This window comes from Pantoea sp. UYEF8 (genome assembly GCF_040546285.1).
Classification (GTDB): Bacteria; Pseudomonadota; Gammaproteobacteria; order Enterobacterales; family Enterobacteriaceae; genus Pantoea; species Pantoea brenneri.
In genome coordinates this window covers 79,214-103,330 of record NZ_JBEPNM010000014.1, presented here as the reverse complement: position 1 = coordinate 103,330, position 24,117 = coordinate 79,214, and the positions used below count along the sequence as shown (strand labels likewise).

General features: G+C 51.3%; 28 protein-coding genes. 6 read left to right on the top strand and 22 right to left on the bottom strand.

From position 1 onward, the window contains the following. Positions 1–10: 10 nt before the first annotated feature. On the bottom strand, positions 11–286 hold the full coding sequence (gene rpoZ, locus ABIB18_RS20695) for a DNA-directed RNA polymerase subunit omega (protein WP_003851346.1): 276 nt from the start codon (positions 284–286) through the stop codon (positions 11–13). Positions 287–340: 54 nt separating this feature from the next. Continuing rightward, entirely contained in the window at positions 341–964 is a 624-nt protein-coding gene (gene gmk, locus ABIB18_RS20690) for a guanylate kinase (RefSeq protein WP_031375162.1), read from the bottom strand. Between the two features lie 240 nt (positions 965–1,204). Here gmk and ligB point away from each other — a divergent pair, with 240 nt between their 5' ends. After that, positions 1,205–2,950 (top strand): NAD-dependent DNA ligase LigB, encoded by a 1,746-nt coding sequence (gene ligB, locus ABIB18_RS20685; RefSeq protein ID WP_354475517.1) that lies wholly within the window; start codon positions 1,205–1,207, stop codon positions 2,948–2,950. Here the strand turns inward: ligB and ABIB18_RS20680 are convergent. From ABIB18_RS20680 to ABIB18_RS20645, 8 genes are all read right to left on the bottom strand, one after another. Next, positions 2,888–3,505 carry a trimeric intracellular cation channel family protein gene (locus tag ABIB18_RS20680; RefSeq protein WP_031375160.1) on the bottom strand — a complete coding sequence of 206 codons (618 nt, stop codon included), beginning with the start codon at positions 3,503–3,505 and terminating at the stop codon, positions 2,888–2,890. The two genes, ligB and ABIB18_RS20680, sit on opposite strands and share 63 nt — an antisense overlap. 587 nt (positions 3,506–4,092) lie before the next feature. Next, entirely contained in the window at positions 4,093–4,737 is a 645-nt protein-coding gene (locus tag ABIB18_RS20675; RefSeq protein WP_031375159.1) for an oligosaccharide flippase family protein, read from the bottom strand. 80 nt (positions 4,738–4,817) lie between these two features. Next, positions 4,818–5,084 carry a hypothetical protein gene (locus tag ABIB18_RS20670; RefSeq protein ID WP_031375158.1) on the bottom strand — a complete coding sequence of 89 codons (267 nt, stop codon included), beginning with the start codon at positions 5,082–5,084 and terminating at the stop codon, positions 4,818–4,820. A gap of 434 nt (positions 5,085–5,518) precedes the next feature. Further along, positions 5,519–5,914: a hypothetical protein gene (locus ABIB18_RS20665; protein WP_046289511.1), complete on the bottom strand. Its 396-nt coding sequence runs from the start codon at positions 5,912–5,914 to the stop codon at positions 5,519–5,521. Positions 5,915–6,054: 140 nt separating this feature from the next. Beyond that, entirely contained in the window at positions 6,055–7,197 is a 1,143-nt protein-coding gene (locus ABIB18_RS20660) for an alanine racemase (protein WP_031375157.1), read from the bottom strand. Between the two features lie 191 nt (positions 7,198–7,388). Further along, the gene (gene lpxP / locus ABIB18_RS20655) at positions 7,389–8,312 is read right to left on the bottom strand and encodes a kdo(2)-lipid IV(A) palmitoleoyltransferase (RefSeq protein ID WP_031375156.1); all 924 of its coding nucleotides are present in this window, start codon (positions 8,310–8,312) and stop codon (positions 7,389–7,391) included. 879 nt (positions 8,313–9,191) lie between these two features. Next, complete coding sequence (locus tag ABIB18_RS20650; RefSeq protein WP_354475513.1) at positions 9,192–9,683, bottom strand: GNAT family N-acetyltransferase; 492 nt, start codon at positions 9,681–9,683, stop codon at positions 9,192–9,194. Between the two features lie 85 nt (positions 9,684–9,768). Further along, positions 9,769–11,037, bottom strand: a complete 1,269-nt coding sequence (locus ABIB18_RS20645; RefSeq protein ID WP_354475511.1) for a hypothetical protein — start codon at positions 11,035–11,037, stop codon at positions 9,769–9,771. A 22-nt stretch (positions 11,038–11,059) separates the two neighbouring features. On the opposite strand from ABIB18_RS20645, the gene ABIB18_RS20640 reads away from it, so the two are divergent. Beyond that, positions 11,060–11,497, top strand: coding sequence for an ASCH domain-containing protein (locus tag ABIB18_RS20640; RefSeq protein WP_354475509.1), 438 nt, complete (start codon positions 11,060–11,062; stop codon positions 11,495–11,497). Beyond that, entirely contained in the window at positions 11,494–12,039 is a 546-nt protein-coding gene (locus ABIB18_RS20635; RefSeq protein WP_354475507.1) for an ATP-binding protein, read from the top strand. The genes ABIB18_RS20640 and ABIB18_RS20635 overlap by 4 nt, the downstream gene beginning before the upstream one ends. Before the next feature lie 253 nt (positions 12,040–12,292). Here the strand turns inward: ABIB18_RS20635 and ABIB18_RS20630 are convergent, their stop codons facing one another. The 7 genes from ABIB18_RS20630 to ABIB18_RS20600 all read right to left on the bottom strand — a co-directional run bounded on the left by ABIB18_RS20630 (position 12,293) and on the right by ABIB18_RS20600 (position 17,508). Beyond that, entirely contained in the window at positions 12,293–12,541 is a 249-nt protein-coding gene (locus ABIB18_RS20630; RefSeq protein WP_354475505.1) for an ogr/Delta-like zinc finger family protein, read from the bottom strand. Next, the gene (gene sid / locus ABIB18_RS20625) at positions 12,538–13,257 is read right to left on the bottom strand and encodes a capsid size-determining scaffold Sid (protein WP_354475503.1); all 720 of its coding nucleotides are present in this window, start codon (positions 13,255–13,257) and stop codon (positions 12,538–12,540) included. The genes ABIB18_RS20630 and sid overlap by 4 nt, the downstream gene beginning before the upstream one ends. A gap of 368 nt (positions 13,258–13,625) precedes the next feature. Continuing rightward, positions 13,626–16,289 carry a DUF927 domain-containing protein gene (locus ABIB18_RS20620; RefSeq protein ID WP_354475501.1) on the bottom strand — a complete coding sequence of 888 codons (2,664 nt, stop codon included), beginning with the start codon at positions 16,287–16,289 and terminating at the stop codon, positions 13,626–13,628. A gap of 9 nt (positions 16,290–16,298) precedes the next feature. After that, complete coding sequence (locus ABIB18_RS20615) at positions 16,299–16,673, bottom strand: DUF5375 family protein (RefSeq protein ID WP_354475499.1); 375 nt, start codon at positions 16,671–16,673, stop codon at positions 16,299–16,301. Beyond that, on the bottom strand, positions 16,670–16,948 hold the full coding sequence (locus tag ABIB18_RS20610; RefSeq protein WP_354475497.1) for a hypothetical protein: 279 nt from the start codon (positions 16,946–16,948) through the stop codon (positions 16,670–16,672). Before ABIB18_RS20610 ends, ABIB18_RS20615 begins: the two co-directional genes overlap by 4 nt. Positions 16,949–16,979: 31 nt before the next feature. After that, the gene (locus tag ABIB18_RS20605) at positions 16,980–17,336 is read right to left on the bottom strand and encodes a hypothetical protein (RefSeq protein WP_354475495.1); all 357 of its coding nucleotides are present in this window, start codon (positions 17,334–17,336) and stop codon (positions 16,980–16,982) included. Next, positions 17,329–17,508 (bottom strand): host cell division inhibitor Icd-like protein, encoded by a 180-nt coding sequence (locus ABIB18_RS20600; protein WP_354475493.1) that lies wholly within the window; start codon positions 17,506–17,508, stop codon positions 17,329–17,331. The genes ABIB18_RS20605 and ABIB18_RS20600 overlap by 8 nt, the downstream gene beginning before the upstream one ends. Before the next feature lie 136 nt (positions 17,509–17,644). Between ABIB18_RS20600 and ABIB18_RS20595 the strand changes: the two genes are divergently transcribed. After that, positions 17,645–17,833, top strand: a complete 189-nt coding sequence (locus tag ABIB18_RS20595; protein ID WP_105630452.1) for a toxin-antitoxin system HicB family antitoxin — start codon at positions 17,645–17,647, stop codon at positions 17,831–17,833. A gap of 31 nt (positions 17,834–17,864) precedes the next feature. Here ABIB18_RS20595 and ABIB18_RS20590 read toward each other — a convergent pair whose 3' ends face one another. From ABIB18_RS20590 to ABIB18_RS20575, 4 genes are all read right to left on the bottom strand, one after another. After that, on the bottom strand, positions 17,865–18,071 hold the full coding sequence (locus ABIB18_RS20590; protein WP_137764772.1) for a helix-turn-helix transcriptional regulator: 207 nt from the start codon (positions 18,069–18,071) through the stop codon (positions 17,865–17,867). A 396-nt stretch (positions 18,072–18,467) separates the two neighbouring features. Continuing rightward, a complete protein-coding gene (locus tag ABIB18_RS20585) occupies positions 18,468–19,178 on the bottom strand; it encodes a hypothetical protein (protein WP_354475491.1) in 711 nt (236 codons plus the stop codon). After that, a complete protein-coding gene (locus ABIB18_RS20580) occupies positions 19,178–20,398 on the bottom strand; it encodes a tyrosine-type recombinase/integrase (RefSeq protein WP_354475535.1) in 1,221 nt (406 codons plus the stop codon). Before ABIB18_RS20580 ends, ABIB18_RS20585 begins: the two co-directional genes overlap by 1 nt. A gap of 169 nt (positions 20,399–20,567) precedes the next feature. After that, on the bottom strand, positions 20,568–21,431 hold the full coding sequence (locus ABIB18_RS20575) for a YicC/YloC family endoribonuclease (protein WP_031375155.1): 864 nt from the start codon (positions 21,429–21,431) through the stop codon (positions 20,568–20,570). A 157-nt stretch (positions 21,432–21,588) separates the two neighbouring features. Here ABIB18_RS20575 and ABIB18_RS20570 point away from each other — a divergent pair, with 157 nt between their 5' ends. Beyond that, positions 21,589–22,014 carry a DUF3574 domain-containing protein gene (locus ABIB18_RS20570; protein ID WP_031375154.1) on the top strand — a complete coding sequence of 142 codons (426 nt, stop codon included), beginning with the start codon at positions 21,589–21,591 and terminating at the stop codon, positions 22,012–22,014. A gap of 36 nt (positions 22,015–22,050) precedes the next feature. Here the strand turns inward: ABIB18_RS20570 and ABIB18_RS20565 are convergent, their stop codons facing one another. Then, the gene (locus tag ABIB18_RS20565; RefSeq protein WP_354475488.1) at positions 22,051–23,235 is read right to left on the bottom strand and encodes a NupC/NupG family nucleoside CNT transporter; all 1,185 of its coding nucleotides are present in this window, start codon (positions 23,233–23,235) and stop codon (positions 22,051–22,053) included. Positions 23,236–23,383: 148 nt separating this feature from the next. Between ABIB18_RS20565 and rph the strand changes: the two genes are divergently transcribed. Further along, positions 23,384–24,100, top strand: coding sequence for a ribonuclease PH (gene rph / locus ABIB18_RS20560; protein ID WP_031375152.1), 717 nt, complete (start codon positions 23,384–23,386; stop codon positions 24,098–24,100). The last annotated feature ends 17 nt before the right edge of the window (positions 24,101–24,117 follow it).

Genomic DNA, 24,117 nt, shown 5'->3' with positions numbered 1-24,117 from the left:
CAGGTGGCTGTTAACGACGACCTTCAGCGATAGCGGTAACGGCCTGTAATTCAGCGGCTTCCTGCTCTTGCTGTTCCTGACGATCACGCACATCTAAAATCTGATTGGTGACCAAACCTTCTTCGATTTCGCGCAGAGCGATAACGGTAGGTTTATCGTTCTCTTCCGGAACCAGCGGATCTTTGCCGCCTACCTGCATCTGACGTGCACGACGTGCAGCGACCAACACCAGGTCAAAACGATTACCAACTTTTTCTACTGCGTCCTGAACGGTTACGCGTGCCATAGGTGTGCTACTCCACAGATGAAGAAATGACTGGGCATCATACTGAAACTGAATTCAGACTGCCAACAGTTTGCTGATTAAAGCATCATGACGCGCCTTCTGACGCGCCATACGCAGACGTTCTGCGCGAATAATGGTTTTCAGATCGGACAGCGCCAGATCAAAATCATCATTCACAATTAAATAATCATATTCGGCATAGTGACTCATTTCCGCCACGGCCTGTGCCATGCGGCGGGTGATCACCTCTTCGCTATCCTGGCCACGGCCGCGCAGACGGCGATCGAGCTCTTCTTTCGAAGGCGGCAGGACAAAAATACTCCGGGCGCTGGGCATTTTGGCGCGAATCTGCTGCGCACCCTGCCAGTCGATGTCGAGAAATACGTCAACACCGGTCGAAAGAACCTGCTCAATAGCCTGGCGTGAGGTGCCGTAATAATTGTCGAAAACTTTAGCATGTTCGAGGAAAGCGTCTTCCGCAATCATCTTCTCAAATTCATGTTTTTCAACAAAAAAATAGTGTTCGCCATGGGTTTCACCCGGCCGCATGCCGCGGGTGGTGTGCGAAACAGACACCTGCGTATCATACAACGGCTGGGTCTTTAACAGAGCCTGAATCAGGCTGGATTTACCTGCGCCGCTGGGAGCAGAAACAATATAGAGCGTGCCTTGAGCCATGGTTTTCTTGAATTGGTTAAAAGCGGAGTCGATTTCCTGCACAGTATACACAGCTTCCCGGCGCCACGCAGCGTTTGCGCAGCGGCAACGGCTAAACTTTTGCGCGTTGCTGCGCAAATCAGTGTCGACTGAACGTAATGAGTGACGGATTACGCGGCGATCTGTTCCGGATTGGATCACTGTCTCTGGCTGACGCTTACGTCTCTGTGTTGAATGACGCAAAACGTCAGGAGACACATTATGAAAGGATTTGGCGGATTGCTGGTTGCTCTTTTGATTGCGGTGATGCCCGCTTACAGCGCGATGTGTCCCGCCTGGACGCCGGCGCGTGCAGCGACTGAAATCGGCCAGCTGCAGCAGCAACTTCAGCACTGGGATCAGGCTTATTATGGGCAGGGCCTTAGCGCGGTCAGCGATAAGGATTACGATAATCTGCAGTCGCGCCTCAACCAGTGGCTGCACTGCTTCCGCTCTCCCCAGGCAGGTTACGCGGCGCAGCTGCCTGATAACGGTGAGCATCTGCATCCTGTAGCCCATACGGGGGTAAAAAAGCTGCCTGACAAACTGGCGGTGGCCTACTGGATGCAGGATCGCCACGATTTGTGGGTCCAGCCCAAAGTGGATGGGCTGGCGGTTTCACTGGTCTATCGCGATGGCCGTCTGGTTTCACTGTTGAGTCGTGGCGATGGGTTGCGCGGTGAGGAGTGGCTGAATAAAGCCGCCCTGATTCCTGCCATTCCCCAACGAATAAACAGCGATCGCGCGGAGATTGTATTGCAGGGAGAACTGTTCCTGACGATGACCGATCACCATCAGGCGGAGGACGGCGGTAAAAACGCTCGCTCAAAGGTCGCCGGTGCCATGATGAGTAAACAGCCTGTTCCGCTGTTATCGCGCCTGAATATTTTTATCTGGGCATGGCCGGACGGCCCGGCGCAGATGCGCGATCGGCTGGCACAGCTGAGTCAGTGGGGACTGGGCATGGCCGCGCAGTGGAGTCAGCCGGTCAGGGATGAAGAACAGGTCGCGAGCTGGCGTGAGCGCTGGTTTCATGACGGGCTGCCGTTTGTCACGGACGGCGTGGTGATTCATCAGACGTCACGGCCTGCCGGCAAAAACTGGCGACCCGGAGAGGGAGAATGGGCGGTTGCCTGGAAATACCAGCCGCCTGAGATCGCTACCGAAGTGCTATCGGTCGATTTTCCGATTGGCCGCACCGGGAAAATCGCGGTGGTACTGAATCTGCAGCCCGTTCAGCTGGATGATAAAACGGTCAGGCGGGTGAATATTGGCTCGCTGCGTCGCTGGCGGGAAAGCGACGTTATTCCAGGCGATCAGGTGATTGTGAGCCTGGCCGGCCAGGGGGTACCCCGGCTGGATCGCGTTATCTGGCGGGTAGTGGAGCGTCAGTACCCGCAGCCACCCGACGAAACGCGTTATTCCCCGCTGAGCTGTTATCGCTTTAGCGCCGCCTGTCAGAAGCAGATGCTGGCGAAACTGCATTGGCTGAGTCGAAAGTCGGTGCTGAATATTGCGGATGTGCAGCGCAATACCTGGCTGAAGTTGCTGGAAAGCGGCAGCATGCCGCATCTGTTTTCCTGGCTCACCTTAACGCCTGAACAGATCGCTATGGCGGCAGGCATCTCTTCCGTGCGTGCCGGACAACTCTGGCACCGTTTCAATCTGACCCGCCAGCAACCGCTGCGACGCTGGATTAGCGCACTGGGCGTTTCACTGCCCCGCAAAGCCGCGGATGCGCTGCCCGATCAATACTGGGACGACCTGATACAACGGGATGCGGCGGCATGGCAAACTTTACCGGGCGTCGGCGCTGCGCTGGCTCAGCGCCTTGTCGACCAGTTTCACCATGCTGGGCTGCAATCACTGATCGCCTTTTTGCAGCAGCAGGGCATTCCTGCCGCCTCAGTGTTCCGGGTGGGGATAGTTGAAAATCGGCAGGCCGAGGCGGAAACGCAGCGCCAGTAAACGGGCAAAAAAACCGAACAGCAGCGTAATGATGATCACCGCTTCGTGCGCCAGCGTGGTTTTCAGCAGCAGGATGTACATCCAGCCTGAAACGAAGGCGATACCCGCATACAGCTCTTTCTGAAACACCAGGGGAATGCGGTTGCAGAACATATCGCGCAGAACGCCGCCGAATACGCCGGTAATTACGGCGCTGATGGCGGCAATAATCATTGCATGACCGGAATCCAGCGCAACCTGAGCGCCAATAATAGAGAAAACCACCAGGCCAAGCGCATCCAGTACCAGGAACACTTTGCGCAGATGCGTCATTAACGGCGCAGTAAAGGTAGTGATCACCGCAGCAGCGGCAACAATCATGATGTATTCGGGATGTTTAACCCAGCCCAGCGGATAGTGACCGAGCAGAATATCGCGAACTGAACCGCCGCCAATCGCGGTGACTGAGGCGATGATGATGACGCCGAACAGATCCATCTTACGGCGGCCAGCAGCCAGCGCACCGGTCATGGCCTCGGCGGTGATGCCGATGATGTAGAGAACAGTCAGTAACATAGCAGGCTCCAGTTAGACGGCGGCTAGGCTAAGGTATAGCGTAATAAACGGCGACTGAGATTTTATGGTGTCAGGCAGTTGGGATTAGCTGAGTTTATGGGTGCGCCATGTAAAATCAGTTATATCAGCTGAGTGGCTGGAGGCGTGTCCCGTGATGGATAAGAAAAATTCATCAGCCGTAATCCACCGAGCGAGCCGTTATCTCTGCGGTTCACTGAACCCGACGTAGCAGGCTGTACGACAGAGGTCTCTGTCATCCTGCTTCAATCTGAAATAGCGGTGAAGAGCGGACGCTGCGTTCTGGCGCATATCGGTACGCTGACTGCGATGAGTACGGTTGAGAACGGGAAGGGCGTGCCTGAATGGTAAAGCGGGAATCCGATACGACGGCATGAGCCTGGTTTATTAATGCCCGACAGCGGGTGCAGGGATTTTATAACGTCATCCGTGGGTCTGCAGGTCAGCGAGAACGATTATTCTTAGCCGCGGAATAATACCGTACATTAAAAAAAGAAAAAGCGTGCTGGTTCACAGCACGCCAACGCATCCCTGAGGATGCTCAGAGCCCACCATACAGACTTGCTTTATTATTTGTTTCTTGCACGAATCTGAGAGAATTTTTTCAGGCTAAAACGGTATTCCGGTTGGAACCATGAACGACCATAGTAGCAATAAATCAGCATGCGAATTGATGCCATCGCCAGATAACCCCAGATTGCGCAGAGTACTGAGGGAGTCAGCCAGACGGTAAATAAAGTGACGCTCAGCCCGGCTAATACCGAAGAGGTTTCAGCAAATGCGATACGGGTATATTGTTTTTCACGTTGTAATATTGCACGGTACTGCTGGCCCTGGGGGATAATAATAAACACCACAGACACCATCTCCAGCATTAAAGCCAGTTCAGGCTGATCAAACATCCGATTAAGCAGATGGCTGCTGACAAATAACAGACCAAACACCGCTGCACCCATCAACATATTGCCCCAATACAGGATCGAGAGATCGTTGATAGAGAGCATACAACGGCGGATTATCGTATTCGAGAAGCCCCGATCGGCCAGGGTATCGATAGCCAGTAACGCCAGCACTGCAATGGCCAGCAGGTTCAGTTCATTTGCCTGCAGAATTTGCGCCAGTAAAGAAAGCTGCAACACGCCAATGCCAATAATCTTAATCGAAGAGAGGAGAGACCATTTTGCGCTATTCAGACTGCTTTCACGTATTGCCATAATATGCTCGTTAGAGTAGAGGTACTCTGTGAGAATTAAATGTTCGTGTAACGGCAATGAGGTTGCTGTGACACCGTTAGTTAGTGCAACTTTTCCGGCCGAAGTCCTGAAATACCTTGCCAGGCTTGCCATGTTATTATGGATTCAATCAAATGATGCTCGGATAAAAAATAGATATCCCTGGAATATTCGCGGTTTCGTGTCATGGCGGAATCTCCCGCTGTTAATAAGAAGTCCGCCAGATCACGAATAAATCCTGTTGTAGTTTTATATTCTCCTGCCAGCATCCTGCCGGCAATCTCAACAAATTCTTTTTCTGATAACAAAGGATAGGTCGAGCGGTCCATGTCTTTTTTCCTGCTTTATCATTATGGGTATTGCTGTGTGTGGAGTGATTTATACATTGTTTTATTTAAATTAACACCATAAGAAAACTCTGATAACGCGACCGCAGGAATTAATGGTTTCACTCTATGCATGATAAATATTAAATACCTGACAGCAGCGTAATAAATATTTATTAAGGATTAATGTATATCACCGGCAAAGGATGCGACGGGTGTCTGAAAAAACGGCATGAAATCAGGCATTGCAAGGGAGATTGTGGTGATACTGCCAGGAGTTTTCCTGGCGACAATGCTTAAGAATAACTGTTGATAGATTGATAAACAGTACAGGTAATCAGCTAAGGGCTTTATGCTTTTTGACGCAATATTTTTGTATTTTTTTTCATTAACGGCCAGCCTTAAATACAGCAGAAAAAACGCGCTAACTCCTTGATTTACTGAGTCAGCAATTGATTGAGCTTTTCGAGATCTTTGCTAACCCATTCAATATCCTGCTTAAATTTTTCTTCTGAGGTTAATGGCTGGCGGTAGACCGTCACCACCACTTCGGCACCCTGTTCGTTAGCGATCACCCGCATCGGCATATAAATCTCCTTGCCAAAGCCGGTGTCAATCCAGTGATCCATTACGCCAAACGGATTATGGGGAGTGAAGCGAATCTTCACCGTGCCTTGTGGTCCTTTGGCGCGCCAGCGATTTCCTTCAGGTTCGAAGGTGCTGCTGGTTAAGCCGGATGCCCATTTTGGAAAGAACTCGGGTTTCCAGATGGTTTCATACAGATCTAACCAGTGTCGTGGAATCGTCAGGCTCAGAGTACGAGAGGAGAGCATGTTACCTCCGGCAGGGTAGTGGAAAAGGGCATTAAAGCATGCGGCTACGCCAGGTAAAATGTTGCGACGACAGAAGTGTGGGGTGAACAGGGTTTCGTACAAACCGCAGGCAACAACGTGGGCTGTTGCCTGCGATGCAATCAGATGAAATTGCCGCGCGCGGAAACGGCGTGTTGCTCTGCATCACCCTGTTCATGGCGCAGGATAAACGCATCTGATTGCGCCATCACCGCACAGCTGTGGTTCGGGAAGATGCGCACTAAGCTGCCGACTTCAGGGCGGTGCTGCGGACAGAGCAGAAAACCATGCTCTTCGGATAGTTTGGCGATTTCATAGGTCTTGCCGATTGCATCAACCGCGATGCCGAACCCGCTGGCGTTGGTGCCGTGAGGGCCTTTATCTGAACTCAGCATTTTCGAGCCGGCATCTATAATCGCGAAATGCTCGTTTACCGCCACTACCCGGCTGATCACACTCAGCGCCAACTGGTCGACCCGGCTCAGGCCGAGGCGGCAGGCGGTAAGATCGAGCAGTGCATAATTGCCGGGACGGATTTCATCAATGCCGGGAGCAACATTAGCTGCCAGCGCAGTGGGGGTGGAACCGACAGAGATCGGACAGTCGGTAAAAACCGCAGCCTGAAGCGTCGCCTGTAGCTGCTGCATCAACGCCGCCTCCTGGTGGGCAATCTCCGCGATGGCTGCCGGGTTGCCGGCGCCATAGGCGTGGCCGGCATGAGAGATCAGCCCGGCAAAACGTAATCCTTTCTCTCGCAGCGCCTGTGCAATCACTACGGCCTGATCGGTATGCGGATTAACGCCGATACGATGTAATCCGACGTCAACTTTGATCGCCACTGACAGGTCGCAGTCGGGTTGCTGTTGCCTGGCATCCGCAATAGCCGCAACGCCCTGTAGCGTATCGGCAATCAGGGTGATTTTCGCCTGATGCTGTACCGCCAGGCGCAGTAGTTCTGCCACGCTCTGCGCCTGCACCACCGGATAGGCCAACAGCAGATCACGAATGCCGCCCAGAATAAAACTGACACCTTCACTCGGTTTAGAGACCGTTACGCCCCGGGCACCCAATGCCAGCTGACGCCGGGCAATCCAGACGCTTTTGTGGGTTTTGATATGAGGACGAAATGCGACGCCGGCTGCATCAGCCTTGCGCTGCATCTGTTGCAGGTTCTGCTCCAGACGTGCTGCGTCTACTTCGATGTAAGGTGTCAGGCGGTCATCAATCAGTGGGCGCTGCCACTGCTCAGCGGTATTGATATCCATATGATATTTCAACTCTGGCTTGCGGGTGAGTATTCATCATTCCTCAAATAGAGGTCTGATGCCAGCGCGTCATTCAAAGCTAAGAGCGTGGGAGTCATGCAGTGAGACGCGGGAGAAAAGGGAGGGGTGAGCGGAGGTTGGCTGCGAGATAAAACAACAAAGCAGGCGCGGGGCCTGCTTTGGGATCGGACTCAGACGTAGAGTGATGCTTCACCCGGCGGACGGGTTTTAAAGCGGCGATGCAGCCAGAGGTACTGTTCTGGTGCGCGCAGAATCTGGTTTTCGATCACCTTATTCATATAGGCAGCCGCAGCCGACTCGTCGGTGTGAGGATAATTTTCCAGCATCGGTTCGATAATCAAATGGTAGCCATCGTTACCAGGATTACGGATCAGCATAATCGGCACCATTGCCGGTTTAGCCAGACGCGATAACACGAAGGTGCCGTTGGTGGTTGCAGCTTTCTCCACGGCAAACAGCGGAGCGAAGGTGCTGCCTTTCGGGCCGTAGTCCTGATCGGGCGCAAACCACACTGATTCACCCTGCTTCAGCGCATGCACCATACCGCGCAGGTCGCGGCGATCGATCATCGCTTTATTAGAGCGCATCCGGCCTTTGGTCTGAACATACTCCATCGCCAGATTATTGTGTGGACGATACATCGCCATCATTGGCTGACACAGACCACTGATGCGACCGCCCAGTTCCAGCGACATAAAATGCACGCCAATCAGCATCACGCCACGCTTTTCATTCTGCGCAGAGTGTAAATTTGCCAGACCGGAGACGGTAAACAGGCGTTTGACCGCGCGATCGGACCAGAACCAGGCAATGCCGGTTTCGGCCAGCGCCATGCCCAGTGAAGCAAAGTTGCCCGCGATCATTCGCTCGGTTTTCTCTTCACTGATACCGGGGAAGCAGAGTTCGATGTTGCGACGGGTAATGCGCTCGCGGCGCTGCAGGAAATGACGGGAAATTTTACCGGCACCGGCACCAAGGCGCATAAGAACAGGGTAAGGAAGCTGAACCAGCAGCCAGAGTATTCCCAGGCCGAACCAGGTAAACCAATAACGCGGATGCAGCAGCGAACTGCTAAATTTTCCGGTGTTTTTCATTACTAACCTTCATGAGATAAATGGATGTATCGCATAAAGAACACTTCCATAAGTCTCCAGGCGGTACAGCTGTACTGATTTCGACCAACACTTTATCAAAAAGTGCCTTGAAAGACAGGTAATACCAGGAATCTACAGGATTGACCTGTTTCATGGATCGACGGGAAAAGGGGCTAAAAAAAGAGGTTTTAGGAAAAATAATAATTGAATTCAGCCAGTTAATCGAAACGTAGATAAAAATTTTTCCATGAATTTTTGGGCTGGCAGAACAGTCTGGAAATTATTATTTATCTAACTTTACGTAATTATTACGCGGATAGCGCCGAAAAAGTGACCAGCAGGCAAAAAGGCGTTATCGGCTTTTGAGGCAGATCGCTTAAAGGAAACAAAGCGCCCCGGCGGGCGCTTTGATAAGGGAAACGTTACTCGATATTCTGAATCTTCGTATGGTTTCATTTATATGTTGATGATTTTTATGATATTTAATTTTATTTTGTTTTTATTGGTACAGGTTTTGGTACGCGGAATTTTGGTAATGCTTGAGTTTGGCCATTTTGAATATGATGCTGTCAAAGGTATGTTCTTTCAATATGCAAGATTTTTTCAAAAAATCTCAAGCTTTTCTGATTAGGGCCTAGGCTAGGATCTTTGATCACAAGAGTCTTTTTATCCTAGCTCAATGGAAAAAAATAAAAATTGCTTTTTTATTAAAAATACACCCAAACAGTACGTCCAAAGAAAATAAATTCTTTTAACGAGATAATCTAAATGAGCAGGATACAAACATGCAAGTCATCCGTTTTTATAGATAACTTATTGATATTAATTGATTTTTTACTGTATGAAATAAAAAGCCAAGCTTTATCGCTTGGCTTTTCATTAATTGGCGATGAAGAAATGCTCAGATTTATGAGGCCAGTACATACCCTCTACTGAAGTGTAGACCTTAAAACCATGCTTTTTCAGCAATGGTTGTAGTTCTGCGGTGCGATCTTCAGAAACAGAAATTATCGGGCAGTTATCAAAGCGTTCTAAAGATAGACGCATCATATCATCTGCCAGCCCTTGCTCTCGCGCATCAGGGTGAACAAAAAATGTACAAATCTTGTTCTCATCTGACGATACTTTGAGCAGAGCGCATCCATAAACTCGATTCCCATCGTGCGCCACTATAGCTTGACGTTTACCTTCGCCCATTTGACGTACGAAAGTGAAATTAAGCCAAGCCTCAAAATTCGGATATAAGTACGAGACAGGCTTAAGAAAACTACGCATACGCAGTTTTGAAAAACGGGCGGCGGAGAACGCATCCTCAAAAAGGATGTCAACTTTATCTTGCTTTTTCAGCCAGATAGCTCTTTTTTGGTTCATTTCAAACCTCCAACCGTTCCATATGTGACGATACCATTTTAAACAATCTTGCTTTAGATTCGGTTCGTACGTTAAGCATTATATGTTATTTAAAAAACCAGTCACTCAATTTATTCGCAAAAACACTCAAAATGAGAGCAATCACGATGCTTCTCAGTATGATAAACAAGGAGTAGCGCGGATATCGGAATTTAGCAAAGGCTGAAAAGTTATTCAGTCGTTTAGGAGTGCTGCTTACGCTGTCGGGGTTGATAGGTTTTTCTATCTCTTTCCAGTGAAAAATCAACATCTTAGGGACTTTTTGGATAGGCTTAAGATGCTTGGTTTGAAGATATTTCTTCCACAAATCCCCTTCAAGAAAGCGGCACCGCGAATAGCCCTTGTCAGACATAACATATTCTGACTCAACTTCTCTGATTATGAAAAAATGTACAGCATTTAGAGGGACTTTTTCAGTTAAAAAGCAGTTTATACTTTCCGGTGTATTGCGCACTTCGTTTATTCTGAAGTCAATTACTTCAACTGTTTCCTCTGTAGTGAGGAGGAAGCGGTCTGAGGGCTTATAGTATGTTGAAAGTGCTTTTTTGTTTGCACCTTCTAAAATCAATCTGAATCTAAAATACCCGCTGGTTTTTTCTTTTAAGTCAAAATTGCTCAAAGGAAAGCTAATAATAGTACCCTCATCCTCGACATTATGAAGCTCAACACCGTTACCAAAGGAATTGGAATTTACTAGCTCAATATTTGTGAAAAAGCGTATTTCTTCACCATCAGAAAAGGTTATGTCAGAGTGATGATACCTACTGTCACTAAATGTGATGTTTTTTATTTCGGTGTTAAAAATAGCTGAAAGTAATAATACGTCATTGGCAACTTTTAGCCCCATCTGACTATCGTAGCTATTTTCATGAATAATAAATGGAATGTAAATGTTAATTCTAGAATCAATGTTTTTGAATTTAACCCCAATATCTAAAAATGAGCTTGCTTCTCTTTCTTTTAAAAAGCTCGATATATATTTGAATGGTTTTTTTATCATTCCCCATAACATGGGTATGTACTTTATTGGGTAAACCCATTCATTCTCACCTGAAGCTTCTTCCTTGCGAATAATCTCTTTGCTATTAAGTAACCAATAATTGAAATGTAGCTCCAAATGCTGTTTTTCTGTAATTGGATTCATACCTACATCAGGAAGCGGGCCAACAAAACGATTAAGCCAATCATTACAATTCTCACAACATTGGTGAGCTGTGCTGGAGTTGAAGAGACTGTGGCCACAATTTTGACAAGAACCGTGTGTAGAGGATACGTTCTTGGCATCACCAGTCCATACTGCTAAGCTTTTTGCCATGTGAAAATCCACGAAGATTAAGATGGTTAAGATGATTTTATTGAGTGTTAAACCCTTTTATCTCGACAAGATATTAAATTGCAAAAAAATCATCGAGTTAAGAAAGAGAGTGGGCGTTGCATTTCAACCCAACACTAAAATTTATCTTTATGCTTCGTCACCTGTCAAGGCAATTGTTGGTACCGCCAGCTTGAAAGCGGTGGCAAAAGTCCCCTTAGATGAAGCTACTAATGAAAAAAATGATATTTTTAATAAAGCGTGTATAAGCCAATCTGATTTCAATGACTATTTTTTACACGCTGATTTCTGTTATTTCCTTCACCTTGAATCTGTCAAAAGAGCGATTTCACCAGTCTCTTTAAAAACATTACGCTCAATGGGTATTACTCCACCGCAATCATTTTGTTATCTGGTAACGGAAAATATCACAGCAATTGATAGTATTTTGGAGGGTAAATGATAATTGGCGTGTTTGGTATTCCAGGTGTTGGTAAAACTACTTTGTGTAATAAAGTTTCAGATGTATTGCCGGAAGTGCAGGTTTATAGCGCCTCTCAATTGATTAAGATGTTCGATGGTGAGATTTCATATAATAAATTATCTCGGGACAAAGTGAATTCCAACCAAATTAAACTCATCTCTGTAACTAGAGAGTTGAAAAAAAGAGTGTCTTGCTCTTCATATATATTAGATCTCCATAATATTATCGAGACTGAGTTTGAAGATGTTTATATCCCTAAGTGGGTTTTTGAAAGTTTAGGGCTTGATAGGGTGATTTTCTTATATAAATCGCCTTTTCAAATCTTAATGCAAAGAAGCCTTGATCAGAAAGAAAGGTCATTCAAAAATCTTGAAGAGTTAAAGAAGTTACAACTGAAAGCCTTAGATTATTTTAGGGAGATATTTCCTGATGAAATTGCGAAGGTTTTATTTCTTAGTAGCTTAACCATCGGCGAAGCGACTAATGTTCTTTATAAGGAAATTGAGTCTTATCTAACGTAATAAGACATCCTTGGCGCGCAATGCTATCCCCGCCACGCCTGCCCGCTTAACGTATCGCTTTTCATGCAAGTGCAAGTACAAGCTCAGACCGCGTCAGTACTGGCCGTGGTCATACTTCTGACCTGCATCTTTTTCATGCAAATCCATGCAGCTCTTGCATGCATCACTATTTATACTCGTCACTGTGTAGAAAATCTTTAGCTTTGCGCACAAAAATCCCCGCCAGATGGCAGGGATTGAGCAGAATTTTGGTTCAGTGCCGGAAGGCGCTTCCGTAGCGTCCCAGCGTATGCGGCTGGCGCTGAGGCGGCGGGGGAGGCGGCGCCTCGCAGGTTTCTGGTAGCGGCGGTGCGGTAATCACCTTTGTAATGCTCTCGCTGGTCTTGAACGCACATGAGCAGTCGAGATTGGTACACTGATGATAACGTTCCTTAACCTGTTCGGACATATAGCGGCTCGATTTGGCGTGCGCCGGGCTTTTGCAGTACGGGCAGTGCATCATGACCGGTTCTCCTTCTGCTGTATTCCTTCATGCTTTTCCTTACGCACCTGCATCAGCTTCTGGACGGCGGCCGGACTGTTATACAATTGCATATCCACACCGGTCAGTGCGGGGCGATAAATGCCAATTTCCGAGAGCACCGGCTCAGTATTCATATCCAGTCGTGCGCCCTCCGCCTTATTGGTCAGCAGCTTCCCGACTTCACGTGCGAGTATCACTTCCGGCTCTTCATGCTGCGGGTCGGTATGGCGTCCATGGTCATTGAGCCTGAGCGACAGCAGCTTCAGCCGGATGGCGCGTATCAGGGTTGGGCTGACGTTGCGCATGGCGGCCTCCCACTGGCCCTCAACATACTGCGTAAAAGCCATGTTGTGTGCGTTAACGTAAGCGCGGCCGGTATGCACGGCTGCTATCATCTCCCCCTCATGCTCGAATTCCAGCTCCTTAATCAGGCCGGTAAACTCTTCAGCCAGCTCGCGACTGGCGATGCGCTGGCTGTGCTCGGCGCGAAGCTCCGGCGTAATCGCTCCACGCAGGTCACGAAAACGGGTGCGCCAGTTCGTTTCTGCTTCCTTCCCGTTCTCAATGGCTGCCTCTCGCTCTTTTTTGCTGCGGGCAATGGCGGTCGTAATGTCGTTGATTTTCAGCATCTGCGCCGTGTGGGCGGCTCTGGCTTCGGTCAGGCGGGTGACGGCGGGGCTTTTGTTCTCGCTCATGATAATTCTCTCTCTGTAAAGGATGTTTGTATTCTGCCGTGGCCCAGCGGACAACGCCTGCTTTCCCCGTCTGCTCATGGCTCAGCAAACAAACCCGATGGCCCGCCAGGAAAAAGGCTCTGAAGGGGGTGTCGCCTGCGTCTCTGTCGGCAGCGGGGTGTAACAGAGGTAACACGGGTTACATCGATGTTTTAAAAGCGTTTTAAGAAAATAGTTCTGTGTAACAACACGGGTTACAACGGGTAACAGATACGGTGTTACACCTGTTACCCTTTTGCTTTTATGGGGTGTAACAGCGCCAGCGCCCGGCTGACGCGGTTGTTACACCTGTTACCTCTGTTACCCGTAAGAAATAAGACTCACGCGTATTAACCCGGCACCTCGCTGTTAAAGACGTAGAGCCTGCGCACGTTCATCTCTGGGGGGCGAATGCTGGTCTGTAGCTTGCCGTCGTTGGCCGCCAGCAGGTAACCCTTGTCCGCACAGAGTCGCGCCACCTTACGCGGGTCAAAGCCCCGGCAGATCTCCTTCCAGCCCGACGGCATGACGTAGAAGGTGGTCACCGTTTCCCGGCCCTGCGCGGCGTTGCCTTTCTCCACCCTGCGCCAGCCCACCATGTTGCCAGGGCGGTTGCGCTCGTCGTGCCAGTCGGCAAAGCGGCTGTACTGATTGGCGGTGAAGAACGTACGCACCTGCTCCAGCGCGGCCATGTCTTCCTGGTTGGCCGTGTGTCCCCGGTCTTTCAGCCAGGCGTTAAGGCAGACCCGCGTTGCCCGCAGCGCTTCGCCCTCCGGCCAGCCGGTGATACCCATGCGCGTTGCCAGCTCTCCGGCCATTGCTACAAGGGCAAAACGGTTGACCGCGCGACCCACCTGGTTGCCCGCGTCCTGCGGCGCCAGCGCGGCGGTGTATTCTTTCATCAGCGCCTTTGCCTGCGCCGTCAACCCGTTCAGGTCAGCGGTCAGCGCCTTCAGCCACTCGCGGAACGGCGAGCCGTAGTAGCTGGCCGTGGCCCACTCCAGATGCTCCGCCAGCGCTTTGCCGCTTTCAAAACCGTGCAATTCCTCAAACACGCCGAACTTACCGGAGTCGCTGGGTATCTGTATCATCCTGACCTCCATCCCGGCGAAGGTGCGCTCGCCCGCTTTCGCGGCGTGCTCCGTCAGTGACAGCTCGCCCGTGGAGAGGAACAACAGCCGCCACTGCTTGCGGGTGCGCAGTTCGCCGTCCGTTCCGGCCCGCCCTTTGCCCTGACCGTTTGCCAGCATGTAGGCAATATTGCCCGCCTCGCGTCCGTCCACCTCGCGGATTTCATCGAGCATCATCGCCGCGTCGTTGCGGCGGCTGGCGGAGCCTTCCAGCGAGTTGCCGGTAGCTCGCCACGTCTGCCAGTAGTCCGGGCCGCCGCATACCGAGGTGGCCGCCTTCATAGTGGTAGTTTTGCCGTCGGTGGATTCGCCCTTCAGGTGGTAGCCGCCGCCGTCCATGCCAATCAGGCGCAGCAGCGGCGCGGCAAAGGCCAGGCTCACCGCAAAGGCCACGCGGGAGTTGCCGGTGCAGTAGCGGGAAACATGCTCGCGCCAGTCTCCGATCGTACCCGCCACCCGGAAGTCGCGTCCCTGCACCGAAGTGGTCTGAAGAATCACGCTCTCCGCGTGCTCGCCGTTCACCTCGTCCTGCAACACGTAAACCTGCCCGTGCCAGCCGGTACGGCTTACACAGGTAACACGCCGCTCCGGCTTGCACAGCGAGATGTATTCCATCAGACGGGCGCGGGCCTCGCCGGTAGTGCTGATGTATGAGAGGCCGTTAACCAGCAGCACCCGGCGCAGCTCCTCGCCGCTGCCGCTGAGCATCTCCATCGGCATCGCCCACTTGCGGCGCTCACCCCAGGTATCCTCCCACTCCAGCAGGCGACCGAAATTGCCGCCGTCGGCGTCGCAGGTAATTGCAGTCACGCGCAGCGGGTTGCAGATTTTCACGTTCTGGATTTCCGTTTCGCCGTTACGCTGTACCTGCTTTTCATACCAGAGGTAATCCTGGGTCAGCCGGAACCCCTGCGGCAGACGCGTGCGGCCCTCACCGCACATCACCAGATTATTACGGAAGGCTTCACGGGCACGGGTCACACCGTACTCCCGGTGAAAGTCGTTCCAGTCGGCGCGAATCTCGCCCGGCGGCAGCGTTATCCAGCCACCTACTGCCTTCGCCGCCTTTTCCGCGAACGCCTTACCGGGATTGTCGCCGCCATCCTGAAAGTCGTTGTCCCCGGCGAGAATAATTTTTACCTCCGGCCAGCGGGCGCGCAGTGCCTGCGCAACGTTCGGCAGGTTCCCGGCTGACACGGCCGCCACCACGTACCCGGCGGTCAGCTGGCTCACGGTCAGCGCCGTGGCCCAGCCTTCGGTAATCACCGCCTGCACCGGCGGCTCTGCGGGCAGCGGGGCGATCGTCACGAACGCGCCTTTCATGGTACTGCCCGGCAGCAGGCTTTTTTCCCCGCCGGGCGCTATCAGCTGCGCACCGGTTATCGTACCGTCCGTGGTCATCAGCGGCAGCAGTACCGAACCCGCCGGGAACGTTGTGTCGCTGATGCGCTGCGCCCTGCCGGTCAGCGTGACCGGATGGCCGGGAAAGCCTTTTGCTCCCAGATAAGCGCTCTCGCCGTTGTGGCTGTCTGTCAGCAGCGCCTTCACCGCGGCGGCCATGTCGCGTTTCGGGGCTTTTTCCCTGGCAGGCTTAACTGGCATGTCCTGCACGTCGCGGAACTCCAGCACTTGCGCCACAGCCTGTGCCGCTTTCTTCACGCCGTCGCCCGTGACCCGTTTTACCAGGTCAAGGCCATCGCCGTTGCCGCAGTGGCTGCAAATCCACGTCCCGCGCCCCTCGATATCATCAAAGCGAAAGCGGTCGTCTCCGCCGCAGTGCGGGCAGGGGCCATGGCGCCCGTTGTCCGGCACCGTAATGCCCAGCAGCGGCAGGATAACCGGCCAGCGGCCCCGTGCGGCCGTGACAATCTGTGTCACAGTCATAGCTCCCCCTTACCGGACGTACAGCGAAACGCCGGTATCACAAAAATCATCGAAGGCCGCCGGTAATACCTGATACAGCTCCGTCATCACCTGCACGCCGCGATCGGTGAGTACCGGTGGCATGGTCAGCAGCTCCGACCTGACCATGTCGCTCATGAGCGCCAGCGCAGCCGCCGCGCCCTGCGCCTCGCCGTACTCGTTCACCATCATGCTTTCAATATGCAGGGCCACGGCCATTTCGATGCGCTCTACCGACAGCCTGTGCGGCCCCAGAATCTCGCTGCCTGTGTCAGCCAGCACCTTTGCCCGCCAGGCTGAAGCGATGGCGCGACGGTACAGGGCGGTGGTCAGCTCCGCCGGAAAAACCGATACGTGATGGCTCATATCTTTGCCTCCGTCAGCGGAGCGCAGTGGCGCGCTACCTCTTTCAGGTCGGCGTACAGATAGTCCATCAGCGCGGCCACGCCCGGCACGCTGCCGCCGAACGGCAGGCCGTCATTTTGCGGGTGCTGCGCAAACAGCTGTTGCAACAGGTCACAGGCATCTTTGGCCCGCTCCAGTTTCTCGAAAGCGCTTTCCGGCATGCCGTAGGCGTAAAAACGGCGGTTTAACGGCAAGGGGCAGCCCTGAGCAGCATGCTGCCCGTTTGGTGTGTTCATGGATAACTCCGTTACTGAATGTGGTTAAGGCTTACAGAAAGCGTGAATAGTGATCGGCGTCCGGCTCCGGGCGCGGATTGATAAGCCTCTCCCGGTAACGCACAAACGTCACGGATGGATGAAGATACAGAGGGCCGGCACCGCCTTCACCGCCAGCTGCGGCTGGCTGCTGACGGGGAGGCGCAGCAATACGTCGATAACACGCCTCAAACCACGCCAGCGGGCCGGAGGTAAGCTGCCCGTCGCTGTCATAGCGATACAGCACCTCATGACTGAACTCCGGATTGACGGCCGTTACGGTAAACGGGGCCGCCGTCAGGCGGATGATACTGACCGTCCAGCCCTGCTTGTGCTGCCAGCGCTCGCCGGGTTGCGGATACTCACGCATGACGACCTCCCCGGCACGGCAGACGACCAGCAAAAAACAGCACGTAATCGGCGACCAGACGACGGCGGGCGCTGCGCTCGTCGTTCGCCGTTACCCGCAGCATCACCGGACGGCAGGAGCGCTGCGCACGGTTGATTGCGGCAAAGATCCAGGTACACTTTGATGTAGCCATGTATGTGACTCCCAAGTTCATTTGTGGTCAGGCTTTGTGAGGTATTGCGAGTACCTTACAGAGCCGCTTGTTTTCATATGCTTTGTTGTATAAGGTACGTACCTTATAGTGCTTATTAAAGTAAAAGGTACGTACAATGTCAAGAGCAAAAGATCGCACTCCTAAAACTGGCGGCAAGTCGCCGACCTTCCAGATCCGCATTAACCCTGAACTAAGAGAGCAACTCGATCTCGAAGCAGCCAAAGACCAAACTACACTCGGTAACTGGTTTAAAGAGGTTGCCAGACAAGAACTTAAGCGTCGTGGTATTGAACCTAAAGGATGATGTTTTGCGGTGACTCGTCGCCGCATATTTATCAATGCGCACGCTGTTGGCCTATCCATTCTTTTACCTCCTCGGCGCGCCAGGCAGTAATACGAGCGGAAATTTTTATTGGCTTTGGAAACGATCCAGATGCAACCCGCCTCCATAGCGTTGCTGATGAAAACGGCAGGCAATGCATTAACTGTTTTTGTCTGACAAACCCGGTTTCGGGGATGATTCCGTAGGGCGTTTGATTCAAAGCAGGATCTCCTATCTCATTGATTACTATTGAGGTGGAATGAGACTAACGGAGATACATTGATGTATTCCACTGAAAATGGAATTCCATTAAGAAAATTAAAATTCCACTAAAAAAAGTGAATTCCGCCGATTCATTACTGTTAAAGAGGTAAGGGTGAAAGTTTTAAGCTTATGATTTATAAGTGCCTTATTTGAAAGGGGGTTATATTGCCCTTCATTGCCCCTCATTACCCTTTATATACGCATAGGTTCAACATTAATGGCTAATATTGGCAACTGAAAGGCTAATGTTGGCAACTGAAAGGCAAATGTAGGCAATACAAAGGCATTGTTTGGCACATTTCGATATCGGACATGATGCCAAGGCATTCTGAAGCCAGGCGCTATAGCATCATTACTCGTCATAGAGTGAGGTAAGCGACGTCCGCAACTTGTCGTAAAAAGAAGATTTACCCATCCCCTTTTGGCTTATGCCGTTTGATTCTGCATAGTCGCTTAATAGCTTGTGCAAAGGCTCAATGCTTGGAGAACCGGCTTTATTAATCCACTTCGTTGATCCACTGGCTGATTTCTCCATAGCAAGATTGATTGCGAGCAAACCTATAATCTTATGAAGCGATGCATTTTCCTCATTTTTTTTATGGGCGCCACGCTTATCCTGAGCATTTTCTTTAGCGATTAGAAGTGCTTTTTCGCCACCACACTGGAAAACGAGTGCTTCTCCATATCTCTTATATATTTGACTTAGGGATTGAACGCATCTTTCTACCAGAACAGCTGGAGTTACATCTTCCTCAAGAAGGATAAAACAGGATGAGAAAAGGATGGTTGCCTCTATGGGGCAATTAGTCGCGATAGGTTTTGGATAAAATAGATCCAATTCCTTTTGCTTTCCTTGCGATTTAAGGAAAGCATATAAATTCCTGTTAACCCTAACAAGATAATCACAATAGGCCCCAATGATGCGGGTTTTATCTTCCGGTAAATCATCGTTTCTGATGTTAGGATCAACATTAGCTAATGCCCTTGCTAACTCCTTTATTTCAATTTGAGGGTAGTGAGTAAGCCTTTCAATGGCGCTACCCTTTGAGAAACTAAAATGCATTATACTGCCGCCTCTATTTTAGCCAGAAAATCAGCCATTTTATCTAACGCCAATTTCCTTTCATTAAAGTAATTATGTCGGTTGTAGATACCTTCAACGCCTTTGATTCGATGGTTAAGGCAACGCTCTGCCACCACTGGGTCGATACCTAAAAAGGCCAGATGTGTTCTGGCGGTTCGCCTGAAGTCGTGGATAGTAAAGCTTTCAACTCCCTCCATATGCGGTTTAAGCTTTGCCAGCGCTACGGGAAGGGTGCTTTCTGCAATATGAGGTATCATCCTGTTCTGCATCTTTCTTGCAGGGAGAACCCATTCACTGCCTAAAGAGAGTTGCTTTAGCTCATTCAGCCAAACCAAAGATAATTTAGGGAGAGGAATATCTAAATTATCGCCATTTTTAGTGTTCTTTAAATACCAGACACCTTCTTCAAGGTTAAAATCTTCCCATTTAGCTGAACACAGTTCCATTTTCCTACAGCAAAGAAGTAAAAGTAACTTAAAAGTTATTTCATTCTGTCGGCTAAAGCCTTTAGCTATTTTCATCGCGCGGAAAAGTAACGTAATTTCTTCTTCTGAAAGAAAACGATCTCTGGATTTTTCCTGCCCACCTGCATCATTATTATCAAAGGCTGCTGCTGGGTTAACACTTAAATAGTGACGTTTTATGCCATAGTTAAATATGCGCTTTATCCAACGTAAAACATCATTAGCGATAGTTGGCGCGCCTCGTTGAACAATGCTCTGCAACATCATATCAATATCCCCAGGCTTAACGTCTTCTACCTTTATGTTGCCTATGTGAGGATTAATATCTTTTTCAATGCGCCTGCGAAGAATATCGGGGTGTTTCCAGCGTCCAACAATTTGTTTCTCGTAGTACTCAAACGCAAGGTCAGAAACACGACGAGCATTCTTTTCTTTCTCGATCTTAGCAAGGGTAGAGGCCTTACGCTCCTGCTTCTCTCCGGCGACGTCATAGCCTAAAGCGACTCGTGCCGATAGCTCTCTGGCTCTTTCACGTGCTTTTGCAAGAGACAGGTCACCATAAGAACCGATCCACATTGCACGCGCCTTGCCTCCATAGCTGTAGCGAAAACGCCATTTTGGTATTGAGAACTCTTTTCGGTAGCACAGATACAATCCGTTTCCGTCAGAGCGACCCTCAAAGCGTTCCTGCGACCTTAGCCAGGCTTTTATCTGTATGTCTGATAGCTTTCCCATTCTTCCTGCTTGTACCAAAACGATAACGGTAAAAAATGTAATTGGTACATCGTATGGTACAGCAAAAGCGGGAGATTTGGCGAGAGGTGATGATTCTTTGTGAGACAATAAAACCCGTAAAATACGGGTTTTATTACTATTATGACATCATATGAAATCTGATGAGAAGTTACTCAATATTCTGGATCTGTTCGCGCATCTGCTCAATCAGCACCTTCAGCTCAATCGCGGAGGTCGTGATTTCTGCATTGATAGACTTCGATGCCAGCGTATTCGACTCGCGATTAAACTCCTGCATCATGAAGTCCAGACGACGGCCAACTGCCTCTTTCTTCTTCAGAATGTTATAGGTCTCTTTAACGTGAGCATCCAGCCGGTCCAGCTCTTCGGAGACATCAACACGCTGCGCCATCATCACCAGTTCCTGCTCAAGGCGATTATTTTCCAGCTGCACTTCGGCATCTTCCAGCTTGGCGACCAGCCGTTCACGCTGCCATTTGATCACTTCAGGCATCTGCGCGCGGACTTTGCTGACTTCCTGTGAGACGCCTTCCAGACGCTGCTCAATCATCGCTTTCAGTGCGGTACCTTCGCTTTCGCGTGCCGCAATGAAATCATCCAGCGCGCCGTCCAGCGCCTGCAACAACTGCTGGTTGATCACGTCCAGGTCCTGCTCCTGAGCAGACATCACACCCGGCCAGCGCAGAATATCCAGCGGATTAATCGCGCCTTCATCGCTTTGCATCTTCACCCAGTTAGCGGCCTGCACCAGCTGTTTCGCCAGCGCTTCGTTCAGCATCAGTTCGCCCTGAGCACTGGGATCGGCATCATAACGCAGGTTGCACTCAATCTTGCCGCGCGTCAGACGCTGGCGAATGCGCTCGCGGATCACCGGCTCCAGTCCGCGGAACTGCTCCGGCAGACGGATATAGGTTTCCAGATAACGTTGGTTCACGGAACGCAGCTCCCAGGCGGCGCTGCCCCATTCGCCTTTAGCTTCGCGGCGGGCATAAGCGGTCATACTGCGGATCATAAGCGGTACTCATTTTCGGAAAGATGAGGGGAAGTATAGCGAGGGCAGCCACGGCATAACAGGCATAAGCGTCTCACGGCGAAATAACGAATCATTTCCGCTTTATACCACAGGCACTTATGATGATGGCTGGCCGACTATGTGAGGATGCCGATCTATGTTTCGCGTTATTGCTGTTCCCGTTGCGCTGGCTCTGATGCTGGCGGGTTGTCAGGCTCCCCCTTCACCGCCAACTAAACCCCAGCCGATTTGCGCCGGCGGTGACGTCATGATGCAGACCACGCTGTGGTTTGGTCTGAGCAAGCCACAGGGGGGAACGGTGAGTTCACTTGAGTGGATGAACTTCGTGGATAACGAGGTAACACCACGCTTCAGAGCGGGGTTATCGGTATATGACGCCAGGGGACAGTGGCTGGGCGACAATGGCCAGCTGGCGCGCGAAAACAGCAAAGCGCTGATGCTGATCCACGGCTTTGATTCGACTGCGAATGCCAATATTGAAGCGCTACGCACCCTGTATAAAAAGCGCTTTGGTCAGGAGTCGGTGATGCGGGTTGATGCACCCGTCTGTGTCGGGTTCTGAGGCGGGAAACGGCGGCAGACTTGCCGCCGTTGGCTATCAGATAAACAGACCGGCAAAGGCGGCCGACAGCAGGCTCACCAGTGTCGAGCCGTACACCAGTTTCCAGCCAAAACGTGAGACCACGTTGCCCTGCTGCTCGTTCAGTCCCTTGATCGCACCCGCTACAATGCCAATAGAGGCGAAGTTAGCGAACGAGACCAGAAACACCGACAGAATACCCAGTCCGCGTGCGCTCATGCCTGACGCGACTTTTTGCAGTTCAATCATCGCCACAAACTCATTCGCCACCAGCTTGGTCGCCATAATACTGGCCGCCTGCAGTGCATCGGCAGTCGGAATGCCAATCAGCCAGGCAAATGGATAAAACAGGTAGCCGAGCAACTGCTGGAAGCTGTAACCGAACACGGCGGCAAACAGCGCATTCACGGCCGCGATCAGCGCAATAAAGCCGATCAGCATTGCCAGAATAATCATCGCCACTTTAAAGCCAGCCAGAATGTATTCACCCAGCATCTCAAAGAAGCTTTGATCTTCATGCAGTTTATCGAGAGCGATGGGCTGCTGATCCGGGCTCTTCATCGGGTTAATGATCGACAGGATAATGAAGGTGCTGAACATATTAAGCAGCAGCGCCGCGACCACATATTTGGCTTCGATCATCGACATATAAGCGCCAACAATCGACAGCGAGACGGTGGACATAGCGGTCGCCGCCATGGTGTAAAGCCGGCGCGGCGGAATATCGCCCAGAATACCTTTATACGCGATGAAGTTTTCCGACTGGCCGAGGATCAGCGTGCTGACGGCGTTAAAGGACTCCAGCTTACCCATGCCGTTAATTTTCGACAGCAGGGTCCCGACAAACCGAATCAGCAGCGGCAGGATGCGCCAGTGCTGCAATATGCCGATTAAGGCCGAAATAAACACAATCGGGCAGAGGACGCCGAGAAAAATAAATGCCAGCCCCTGTTTGCTCATCCCGCCAAAGACGAATTCTGTGCCCTGTGCGGCAAAGCCGAGCAGTGTTTCAAAGAAGCCCGCCACCGATCCGACCAGCGCCAGGCCACTGGCTGAATGAAGAAAGAACCAGCCGAGTGCGGCTTCTGCCACAATCAGCTGAACGATATAGCGCAGGCGAATCTGTTTACGGTCATGACTGACCAGCAGCGCAAGGGCAAAGATCACCCCCAGCGCCAGCAGGAAATGAAGAATGGCGGCCATAATTTATTTAATCAGAGAGAAAGGAACGCGCATTTAGCCACAGTCAGCCGGGAATTTCATCTGATGATGCGGCGGACCAGCGCAAGAGACAGCGGGCAAGGAAGTCCGTATAATGCGCAGCCAATCATTAGCAAGCCGGAGATTACCCATGCGTCCAGCAGGCCGTAGCGCACAACAGGTGCGTCCAGTCACATTGACCCGCAATTACACCAAACACGCAGAGGGTTCCGTTCTGGTGGAATTCGGTGAAACCAAAGTGCTCTGCACTGCCTCCGTAGACGAAGGGGTTCCGCGTTTCCTTAAAGGCCAGGGCCAGGGCTGGATTACCGCCGAATATGGCATGCTACCGCGTTCAACCCACAGCCGCATGGCGCGTGAAGCCGCAAAAGGCAAGCAGGGCGGACGTACGCTGGAGATTCAGCGTCTGATCGCCCGTTCACTGCGCGCCGCGGTGGATTTGAAAGCGCTGGGTGAATTTACCATTACGCTCGACTGTGACGTGATCCAGGCCGATGGCGGCACGCGCACCGCATCAATCACCGGAGCCTGCGTGGCGCTGGCCGATGCGCTGAACAAGCTGGTCGCCAGCGGCAAGCTGAAAGCTAACCCGATGAAAGGGATGGTGGCGGCAATTTCGGTCGGCATCGTTAAGGGCGAAGCGCTGTGCGATCTGGAATACGTTGAAGACTCTGCAGCAGAAACCGACATGAACGTGGTGATGATGGAAGATGGCCGCATGATCGAGGTGCAGGGCACTGCCGAAGGCGAGCCGTTCAGCCATGAAGAGCTGCTGACGCTACTGGCGCTGGCACGCGGCGGAATTGAAGAGTTAATTCAGGCGCAGAAAGCAGCGCTGGAAAATTGATGTAACAGGCGACCACA

Bases quoted from the DNA above. Each gene is read 5' to 3' on its own strand.
- ABIB18_RS20610 (WP_354475497.1), bottom strand. From the start codon at position 16,948: ATGAACACACCAAACGGGCAGCATGCTGCTCAGGGCTGCCCCTTGCCG.
- ABIB18_RS20665 (WP_046289511.1), bottom strand. From the start codon at position 5,914: ATGCTCTCCTCTCGTACTCTGAGCCTGACGATTCCACGACACTGGTTA.
- sid (WP_354475503.1), bottom strand. From the start codon at position 13,257: ATGAGCGAGAACAAAAGCCCCGCCGTCACCCGCCTGACCGAAGCCAGA.
- lpxP (WP_031375156.1), bottom strand. From the start codon at position 8,312: ATGAAAAACACCGGAAAATTTAGCAGTTCGCTGCTGCATCCGCGTTAT.
- rpoZ (WP_003851346.1), bottom strand. From the start codon at position 286: ATGGCACGCGTAACCGTTCAGGACGCAGTAGAAAAAGTTGGTAATCGT.
- rph (WP_031375152.1), top strand. From the start codon at position 23,384: ATGCGTCCAGCAGGCCGTAGCGCACAACAGGTGCGTCCAGTCACATTG.
- ABIB18_RS20570 (WP_031375154.1), top strand. From the start codon at position 21,589: ATGTTTCGCGTTATTGCTGTTCCCGTTGCGCTGGCTCTGATGCTGGCG.
- ABIB18_RS20630 (WP_354475505.1), bottom strand. From the start codon at position 12,541: ATGATGCACTGCCCGTACTGCAAAAGCCCGGCGCACGCCAAATCGAGC.
- ABIB18_RS20575 (WP_031375155.1), bottom strand. From the start codon at position 21,431: ATGATCCGCAGTATGACCGCTTATGCCCGCCGCGAAGCTAAAGGCGAA.
- ABIB18_RS20680 (WP_031375160.1), bottom strand. From the start codon at position 3,505: ATGTTACTGACTGTTCTCTACATCATCGGCATCACCGCCGAGGCCATG.
- ABIB18_RS20615 (WP_354475499.1), bottom strand. From the start codon at position 16,673: ATGAGCCATCACGTATCGGTTTTTCCGGCGGAGCTGACCACCGCCCTG.
- ABIB18_RS20650 (WP_354475513.1), bottom strand. From the start codon at position 9,683: ATGAACCAAAAAAGAGCTATCTGGCTGAAAAAGCAAGATAAAGTTGAC.
- ABIB18_RS20640 (WP_354475509.1), top strand. From the start codon at position 11,060: ATGGTTAAGATGATTTTATTGAGTGTTAAACCCTTTTATCTCGACAAG.
- gmk (WP_031375162.1), bottom strand. From the start codon at position 964: ATGGCTCAAGGCACGCTCTATATTGTTTCTGCTCCCAGCGGCGCAGGT.
- ABIB18_RS20565 (WP_354475488.1), bottom strand. From the start codon at position 23,235: ATGGCCGCCATTCTTCATTTCCTGCTGGCGCTGGGGGTGATCTTTGCC.
- ABIB18_RS20620 (WP_354475501.1), bottom strand. From the start codon at position 16,289: ATGACTGTGACACAGATTGTCACGGCCGCACGGGGCCGCTGGCCGGTT.
- ABIB18_RS20595 (WP_105630452.1), top strand. From the start codon at position 17,645: ATGTCAAGAGCAAAAGATCGCACTCCTAAAACTGGCGGCAAGTCGCCG.
- ligB (WP_354475517.1), top strand. From the start codon at position 1,205: ATGAAAGGATTTGGCGGATTGCTGGTTGCTCTTTTGATTGCGGTGATG.
- ABIB18_RS20580 (WP_354475535.1), bottom strand. From the start codon at position 20,398: ATGGGAAAGCTATCAGACATACAGATAAAAGCCTGGCTAAGGTCGCAG.
- ABIB18_RS20670 (WP_031375158.1), bottom strand. From the start codon at position 5,084: ATGGACCGCTCGACCTATCCTTTGTTATCAGAAAAAGAATTTGTTGAG.
- ABIB18_RS20635 (WP_354475507.1), top strand. From the start codon at position 11,494: ATGATAATTGGCGTGTTTGGTATTCCAGGTGTTGGTAAAACTACTTTG.
- ABIB18_RS20585 (WP_354475491.1), bottom strand. From the start codon at position 19,178: ATGCATTTTAGTTTCTCAAAGGGTAGCGCCATTGAAAGGCTTACTCAC.
- ABIB18_RS20645 (WP_354475511.1), bottom strand. From the start codon at position 11,037: ATGGCAAAAAGCTTAGCAGTATGGACTGGTGATGCCAAGAACGTATCC.
- ABIB18_RS20675 (WP_031375159.1), bottom strand. From the start codon at position 4,737: ATGGCAATACGTGAAAGCAGTCTGAATAGCGCAAAATGGTCTCTCCTC.
- ABIB18_RS20660 (WP_031375157.1), bottom strand. From the start codon at position 7,197: ATGGATATCAATACCGCTGAGCAGTGGCAGCGCCCACTGATTGATGAC.
- ABIB18_RS20605 (WP_354475495.1), bottom strand. From the start codon at position 17,336: ATGCGTGAGTATCCGCAACCCGGCGAGCGCTGGCAGCACAAGCAGGGC.
- ABIB18_RS20600 (WP_354475493.1), bottom strand. From the start codon at position 17,508: ATGGCTACATCAAAGTGTACCTGGATCTTTGCCGCAATCAACCGTGCG.